The organism is Streptomyces sp. NPDC057616 (assembly GCF_042800575.1).
In the GTDB taxonomy this organism is placed as follows: domain Bacteria; phylum Actinomycetota; class Actinomycetes; order Streptomycetales; family Streptomycetaceae; genus Streptomyces.
Genome location: NZ_JBHVGU010000047.1, coordinates 62312 through 70062 on the forward strand (window position 1 = coordinate 62312; position 7751 = coordinate 70062).

Below are 7751 nucleotides of genomic sequence, written 5' to 3' on the forward strand. Positions count from 1 at the left end.
CTACTGCTGGGGATGGTCAATCGGTGCCTCCAGGCACCAAGGAAGGTCAAGACCCCCGGACTAAGCCACCAAACCCTTGCTCCTCCGGCCTCCTCCCCCCCCCCCCCACCACGCGTTTGCGTGACCGCCGCGACCTCCCGCGTGTGGGCCTCAGCACACTCCCCCGCCGCAGGTCAACGGCAAGTTGACTGCCGTTCGGGCGCGTGGTGGACTGCCGGAGCCATTTACGGCGGCAAGGGAGGAAGCCGGTGCGAGTCCGGCGCGGTCCCGCCACTGTCACCGGGGTAGGTAGCCCCGGGAGCCAGGAACTCCCACCGCCGGTCTCGTCGAACCAGGGCGTGGACACCCTGAGTGAGGACATATCGCCATGCGCGGCTGCCTGTTGAGACCCGACGCCCGACGTCTGCCCGTCCCCACGGCCGGCTGAGCGCGATGCGTGCCGGTCGCGTCTTCGCGTACGGCGCCGCCGCCGGACTCCTCGGTGACCAGCTTCTCGGCGATCCACGCCGCGGGCATCCGGTCGCCGTCTTCGGGCGCGCCGCGGCCGCCGTGGAACGGGTGTTGTGGCGCGACCACCGCGGGTGGGGCGCGCTGCACACCGCCGTGTGCGCCGGGAGCGCCGTCGCGCTCGGCGCGGTGGCGGAGTCCCGGCTGCGTCCCTCCCCCACCGCCTCCCTCGCGCTGACCGCGGCCGCCACCTGGGCCGTGGTGGGCGGGACTTCGCTCGCGCGCGAGGCCCGGACGATCGGCCGGGCCCTGGAGTGCGGGGACGTGGCGGCCGCGCGGGCGCGGCTGCCGCACCTGTGCGGGCGGGATCCGCAGGCGCTCGACGCCGACGGGATCGCCCGGGCCGTCGTCGAGTCCGTCGCGGAGAACACCTCCGACGCGGTGGTGGGGGCGCTGGTGTGGGGCGCCGTCGGCGGGGTGCCGGGCCTGCTCGGGTTCCGGGCCGTCAACACCCTTGACGCCATGGTCGGGCACAAGTCGGCGCGGTACCGGCGGTACGGATGGGCCTCCGCCCGGCTGGACGACGTCGCCGGGTGGCCGGGGGCGCGGCTGACCGCCGTCCTGGCCACGGTCGCCGGAGGCGATCCGCGCGGCGCGGCGCGCGCCTGGCGTGCCGACGCGGGCCGGCATCCGAGCCCCAACGCCGGGCCCGTGGAGGCGTCCTTCGCGGGCGCGTTGGGCGTGCGGCTCGGCGGGACGCTGTCGTACGGGGGCCGGGTCGAGCACCGGCCCGTCCTGAACCGGGCGGGCCGCTCCGTCGCCGTCCCGGACATCGAGCGGGCCGTACGGCTGTCCAAGCGGGTCGGTCTGCTCGCGCTCGGCGTCAGTGCCGCCGCGCGCCTCGTGCTGAAGGGACGTACGTCATGAGCGGTGGGGGGCTCCTCGTCGCCGGTACCACCTCCGACGCCGGCAAGAGCGTGGTGACCGCCGGGATCTGCCGCTGGCTGGTGCGGCAGGGCGTCAAGGTGGCGCCGTTCAAGGCGCAGAACATGTCGCTGAACTCGTTCGTGACACGCGAGGGTGCCGAGATAGGGCGGGCGCAGGCGATGCAGGCGCAGGCGTGCCGGATCGAGCCGACCGCGCTCATGAACCCCGTGCTGCTCAAGCCAGGTGGCGAGCAGAGCAGTCAGGTCGTGCTGATGGGCAGGCCCGTCGGCGAGCTGAGTGCGCGCGGCTACCACGGCGGGCGGCAGCGGCAGCTGCTCGGGACCGTGCTCGACTGTCTCGCCGAGTTGCGGGGCACGTATGACGCGGTGATCTGTGAGGGGGCCGGCAGTCCCGCCGAAATCAATCTGCGGCGCACCGACATCGTGAACATGGGGATCGCGCGCAACGCGCGGCTCCCCGTGCTCGTCGTCGGCGACATCGACCGCGGCGGCGTCTTCGCGTCCTTCTTCGGGACCGTCGCGCTGCTCTCGCCCGAGGACCAGGAGCTCGTCGCCGGATTCCTCGTCAACAAGTTCCGGGGCGACGTGAGTCTGCTGGAGCCGGGGCTCGACATGCTGCACGGGCTCACCGGACGGCGGACGTACGGCGTGCTGCCCTTCCGGCACGGGCTCGGCATCGACGAGGAGGACGGGCTGCGGGTCTCGCTGCGCGGGAGCGTGCGGGAGTCGGACACCGCCGCGCCGCTCGGCGCGGACGTGCTGCGGGTCGCCGTGTGCGCGGTCCCGCTGATGTCCAACTTCACCGACGTGGACGCGCTGGCCGCCGAACCCGGCGTCGTGGTGCGGTTCGTGGACCGGCCGGAGGAACTGGCCGATGCCGACCTCGTCGTCGTTCCGGGGACCCGTGGGACGGTTCGCGCACTGGAATGGCTACGGGAGCGGGGACTTGCGGACGCCCTCGGACGCAGGGCTGCCGAGGGGCGCCCGATCCTCGGCATCTGCGGCGGCTTCCAGATTCTCGGCGAGCACATCGAGGACGACGTCGAGAGCCGGCAGGGGGACGTGGCGGGTCTAGGTGTCCTTCCCGTCCGGGTGCGGTTCGAGCGGGAGAAGACCCTCACCCGGCCGGTCGGCGAAGCCCTCGGCGAGCAGGTCGAGGGCTACGAGATTCATCACGGGGTCGCCTCCGTGGAGGGAGGGGAAACCTTCCTCGACGGCTGCCGGGTCGGCCGGACCTGGGGCACGCACTGGCACGGCTCGCTGGAGTCGGACGGGTTCCGGCGGGCCTTCCTGCGCGAGGTGGCGGCCGCCGCGGGCCGCCGGTTCGTGCCGGCCCCCGACACCTCGTTCGCCGCGCTGCGCGAGGAGCAGCTCGACCGGCTCGGCGACCTGATCGAACAGCACGCGGACACGGACGCGCTGTGGCGGCTCATCGAGTCCGGCGCGCCGCAAGGACTGCCTTTCATTCCACCGGGAGCACCCGCATGAGCACTGTGTTGTTGTTGTCGACCGCCGACACGGATCTGCTGGCCGCGCGGGCCGCGTCCGGTGCCTCGTACCGGATCGGCAATCCCACCCGGGTGGACGTGGCCGGGGAGCTGCCCGGTCTCCTCGCGGGCGCCGACATCGCCGTCGTACGGCTGCTCGGCGGGAAGCGGGCCTGGGAGGACGGGCTCGCCGCGCTCCGGGCGTCCGGCGTGCCGACCGTGCTGCTGGGCGGAGAGGCCGTCCCGGACGCGGAGTTGATGGCCGAGTCGTCCGTGCCGGCCGGTGTGGTGGCGGAGGCGCTGAAGTACCTCGTCGAGGGCGGGCCCGCCAACCTCACCGAGCTCGCCCGGTTCCTCTCCGACACCGTGCTGCTGACGGGCGAGGGGTTCGTCGAGCCGCAGAAGATGCCCGAGTACGGCGTCCACGGCGAGCGCACGCACGGGGAGGGACGGCGGACCGTCGGCGTGCTCTTCTACCGGGCCCACGAACTGAGCGGCAACACCGCCTTCGTCGACACCCTGTGCGACGCGATCGAGGCGCGCGGCGCCAACGCCCTTCCCGTGTACTGCGGTTCGCTGCGCGGCGCCGACGCGGGCCTGTACGAGCTGCTGGCGAAGGCCGACACGCTGGTCGCCACCGTACTGGCCGCGGGCGGCACCCACGCCTCGCAGGCGTCGGCCGGCGGCGACGAGGAGGCGTGGGACGTCGGGGCGCTCGCCGACCTCGACGTCCCGGTGCTGCAGGGACTCTGCCTGACGTCCTCGCGGGCCGCCTGGGACGCCTCCGACGCCGCCCTGTCCCCCATGGACGCGGCGATGCAGGTGGCGATCCCGGAGTTCGACGGGCGGCTCGTCACCGTCCCGTTCTCCTTCAAGGAGCAGGGCCCGGACGACGTGCCGGTGTACGTGGCCGACCCGGAGCGGGCCGCGCGGGTCGCCGGGATCGCCGTACGGCACGCGCGGTTGCGGCACCGGCCGAACGCCGAGAAGAAGCTGGCGCTCGTCTTCACCGCCTATCCGACCAAGCACTCCCGGGTCGGCAACGCGGTCGGCCTGGACACGCCCGCGTCGGCGGTGCGCGTCCTGGACGCGCTGAGGGACGCCGGCTACGGCCTGACCGAATACCCCGACAACGGCGACGAGTTGATCCACCGGCTCATCGAGGCGGGCGGGCACGACGTCGAGTGGCTGACCGAGGACCAGCTCGCGGCGGCGCCCGCGCGCGTGCCGCTCGCCGACTACCGGGCCTGGTTCGAGCGGCTCGACCCCGGGCTGAGAGACGCGATGACCGAGGCGTGGGGCGAGCCGCCGGGCTCGCTGTACGTCGACGGGGACGACATCGTGCTGGCCTCCCTGCAGTTCGGGAACGTCGTCGTGATGATCCAGCCGCCGCGCGGCTTCGGCGAGAACCCCATCGCGATCTACCACGACCCCGACATGCCGCCCTCGCACCACTACATGGCGGCCTACCGCTGGCTGGAGGCTGCGACGTCGGAGGGGGGCTTCGGGGCCGACGCCGTCGTCCACATGGGCAAGCACGGCACGATGGAGTGGCTGCCCGGCAAGGGGCTCGGGCTCAGCGGCGGCTGCGCGCCGGACGCCGTGCTCGGCGAACTGCCCCTGATCTACCCCTTCATCGTCAACGACCCCGGCGAGGGCACCCAGGCCAAGCGGCGCGGGCACGCCACGGTCGTCGACCACCTCGTACCGCCGATGGCGCGGGCCGACACCTACGGCGACCTGGCCAAGCTGGAACAGCTGCTCGACGAGTACGCGCTCGTCTCCGACCTGGACCCGACGAAGGCCCCGGCGGTGCGCGCGCAGATCTGGACGCTGGTCAAGGCGGCCGAGCTCCACCACGACCTGCATGTCGACGAGCAGCCCGACGACGGCGACTTCGACGAGTTCGTGATGCACATCGACGGTTACCTGTGCGAGATCAAGGACGTGCAGATCCGCGACGGACTGCACATCCTGGGCGGCGGCCCGGTCGGCGAGCCGCGCGTGAACCTCGTGCTCGCCGTGCTGCGCGCCTCGCAGGTGTGGGGCGGGCAGGCGAACGCGCTGCCGGGGCTCAGGGCCGCGCTGGCCGCCCATTTCGGGCTGGTGGAGAAGGAGTTGCTGGCCGAGCCGGGCGCGCCGGTGAAAGCACCGGTCGAGCTCACGGACCTCGTCGAGGGACCGTCCCGGTCGGCCGCCGACGCGATCGACCTGCTGGAGCAGCTGTGCCGGCGGTTCGCCGAGGGCATGGAGGAGCGCGGCTGGGCGGCCGCCGAGAGCGGCCCGCTGGTGCGCGAGGTGCTGGGCACCGAACTCCCCGACGCCGTCGCGGTGCTGGAGTTCGCCTGCACCGAGGTCGTCCCGCGGCTCGCCCGCACCACCGACGAGATCGGCCACATCCTCAAGGCGCTCGACGGCGGTTACGTCCCGGCCGGGCCGTCCGGCTCCCCCACCCGCGGTCTGGTCAACGTGCTGCCGACCGGCCGCAACTTCTACTCGGTGGATCCCAAGGCCATTCCCTCGCGGCTGAGTTGGGAGGTCGGGCAGTCGCTGGCCGACTCCCTCGTGCAGCGGTATCTGCAGGACACCGGCGAGTTCCCGAAGTCCGTGGGCCTGACGGTCTGGGGCACGTCCGCGATGCGCACCCAGGGCGACGACATCGCCGAGATCCTGGCACTGCTGGGCTGCCGGCCGGTGTGGGACGACGCCTCACGCCGGGTCACCGGCTTCGAGATCGTCCCGCTGGAGGAGCTCGGCCGGCCCCGCATCGACGTCACGGTCCGTATCTCCGGCTTCTTCCGGGACGCCTTCCCGCATGTCGTCGGGCTGATCGACGACGCGGTGCGCGCGGTGGCCGAGCTGGACGAGCCCGCCGGGCGCAACTTCGTGAAGGCGCACGCCGACCAGGACACCGCCGGGCACGGCGACCGGCGGCGCGCGACGGCGCGCATCTTCGGCTCCAAGCCGGGCGCGTACGGCGCCGGCCTGCTACCGCTGATCGACGCCCGCAACTGGCGCTCCGACGCCGACCTCGCCGAGGTGTACGCGGTGTGGGGCGGCTACGCCTACGGGCGCGGGCTCGACGGACGGGCCGCGCGCGGCGACATGGAGACCGCGTTCCGGCGGATCGCGGTCGCCGCCAAGAACGTCGACACCCGTGAGCACGACCTCGTCGACGCCGACGACTACTTCCAGTACCACGGTGGCATGGTCGCCATGGTGCGCCATCTGACGGGCGAGAGCCCCGAGGCGTACGTCGGCGACTCCGCCACCCCCGACCAGGTGAGGACGCGCACTCTGGGCGAGGAGACGCACCGCGTCTTCCGGGCGCGCGTGGTCAACCCGCGCTGGATGGCGGCCATGCGCCGGCACGGCTACAAGGGCGCCTTCGAGATGGCGGCGACCGTCGACTACCTCTTCGGGTACGACGCGACGGCCGGGGTCGTCGACGACTGGATGTACGAGAAGCTCAGCGCCGAGTACGTCTTCGCCCCGGAGAACCGGGAGTTCATGAAGAAGTCCAACCCGTGGGCGCTGCGCGCGATCACCGAACGGCTGCTGGAGGCCGCGGACCGGGGGCTGTGGGCCGAGCCGGACGCGGAGACGCTGGAGCGGCTGCGCGCGACGTATCTGGAGCTGGAAGGCGACTTGGAGGGCGACCAGTGACCACCCCGTTCCCCTTTACGGCCGTGGTCGGCCAGGACGACCTGCGGCTCGCGCTGCTGCTGAACGCCGTCTCCCCGGCGGTCGGCGGCGTGCTGGTGCGCGGCGAGAAGGGCACCGCCAAGTCGACGGCCGTGCGCGCCCTTTCGGCGCTCATGCCGCACCTCGACGTGGTCTGCGGGTGCCGCTTCTCCTGCGATCCGGCCGCCCCCGACCCGGCCTGCCCGGACGGCCCGCACGAGCCCGGGGCGTTCGAGACCCGGCCGGCGCGCATGGTCGAACTGCCGGTCGGCGCCTCGGAGGACCGGCTGGTCGGCGCCCTGGACATCGAACGGGCCCTGGCCGAGGGCGTGAAGGCCTTCGAGCCGGGCCTGCTCGCCGACGCGCACCGCGGCGTCCTCTACGTCGACGAGGTCAACCTCCTCCACGACCACCTGGTCGACCTGCTGCTGGACGCCGCCGCGATGGGCGCCTCGTACGTGGAGCGCGAGGGCGTCTCCGTGCGGCACGCCGCCCGCTTTCTCCTCGTCGGCACCATGAACCCCGAAGAGGGCGAGCTGCGGCCGCAGTTGCTCGACCGGTTCGGGCTGACCGTCGAGGTCGCGGCCTCCCGGGAGCCGGACCAGCGGGTCGAGGTCGTACGGCGCAGGCTCGCCCACGACGACGATCCGGCCGGTTTCGCGGCCCGCTGGGCCGACGAGGAGGCCGCCGTACGCCACCGCATCGTCGCGGCGCGGGAGTTGCTTCCGTCGGTGCGGCTCGGGGACGGGGCGCTCCGGCAGATCGCGGCGACCTGCGCCGCCTTCGAGGTGGACGGCATGCGCGCGGACATCGTGATGGCCCGTACGGCCACCGCGCTCGCGGCCTGGGCCGGGCGCACCGAGGTGCTCGCCGAGGACGTACGGCAGGCGGCGCTGCTCGCGCTGCCGCACCGGCGCCGCCGCAACCCCTTCGACGCGCCGGGCCTGGACGAGGACAAGCTGGACGAGACGCTGGAGGAGTTCGCCGAGCCGGAGGACGACGACGACCCGGGCCCCGACGGCGGTCCCGGCGGGGGCGGCGGGCAGCCGGCGCCGGACGAGGGGCCGCAGGGCGGGGACACCGGTGCCCGTCCCGAGGCCGGTGAGGACGGCGCGCCGCAGCCCTCGGGTGCCGGGGAGCAGTCCGCCGTCCGCGCCGGCGAGCCCTTCCGGACGAAGGTGCTGAG

At 73.5% G+C, this 7751-nt stretch carries 4 protein-coding genes and 1 riboswitch; all 4 genes read left to right on the plus strand.

Going from position 1 to position 7751, the window contains the following annotated elements:
* The first annotated feature begins 189 nt into the window (after window positions 1-189).
* Window positions 190-332: riboswitch (cobalamin riboswitch) on the plus strand.
* 100 nt (window positions 333-432) lie between these two features.
* Window positions 433-1374 carry a cobalamin biosynthesis protein gene (locus ACFU97_RS39730; RefSeq protein WP_384266456.1) on the plus strand — a complete coding sequence of 314 codons (942 nt, stop codon included), beginning with the start codon at window positions 433-435 and terminating at the stop codon, window positions 1372-1374.
* The gene (locus ACFU97_RS39735; RefSeq protein ID WP_384266457.1) at window positions 1371-2882 is read left to right on the plus strand and encodes a cobyric acid synthase; all 1512 of its coding nucleotides are present in this window, start codon (window positions 1371-1373) and stop codon (window positions 2880-2882) included. The genes ACFU97_RS39730 and ACFU97_RS39735 overlap by 4 nt, the downstream gene beginning before the upstream one ends.
* Window positions 2879-6547, plus strand: a complete 3669-nt coding sequence (gene cobN / locus ACFU97_RS39740; protein ID WP_384266460.1) for a cobaltochelatase subunit CobN — start codon at window positions 2879-2881, stop codon at window positions 6545-6547. The genes ACFU97_RS39735 and cobN overlap by 4 nt, the downstream gene beginning before the upstream one ends.
* Window positions 6544-7751 (plus strand): ATP-binding protein (locus tag ACFU97_RS39745; protein WP_384266462.1); only part of this gene is annotated, 1208 nt, incomplete at its 3' end. The genes cobN and ACFU97_RS39745, both read left to right, overlap by 4 nt.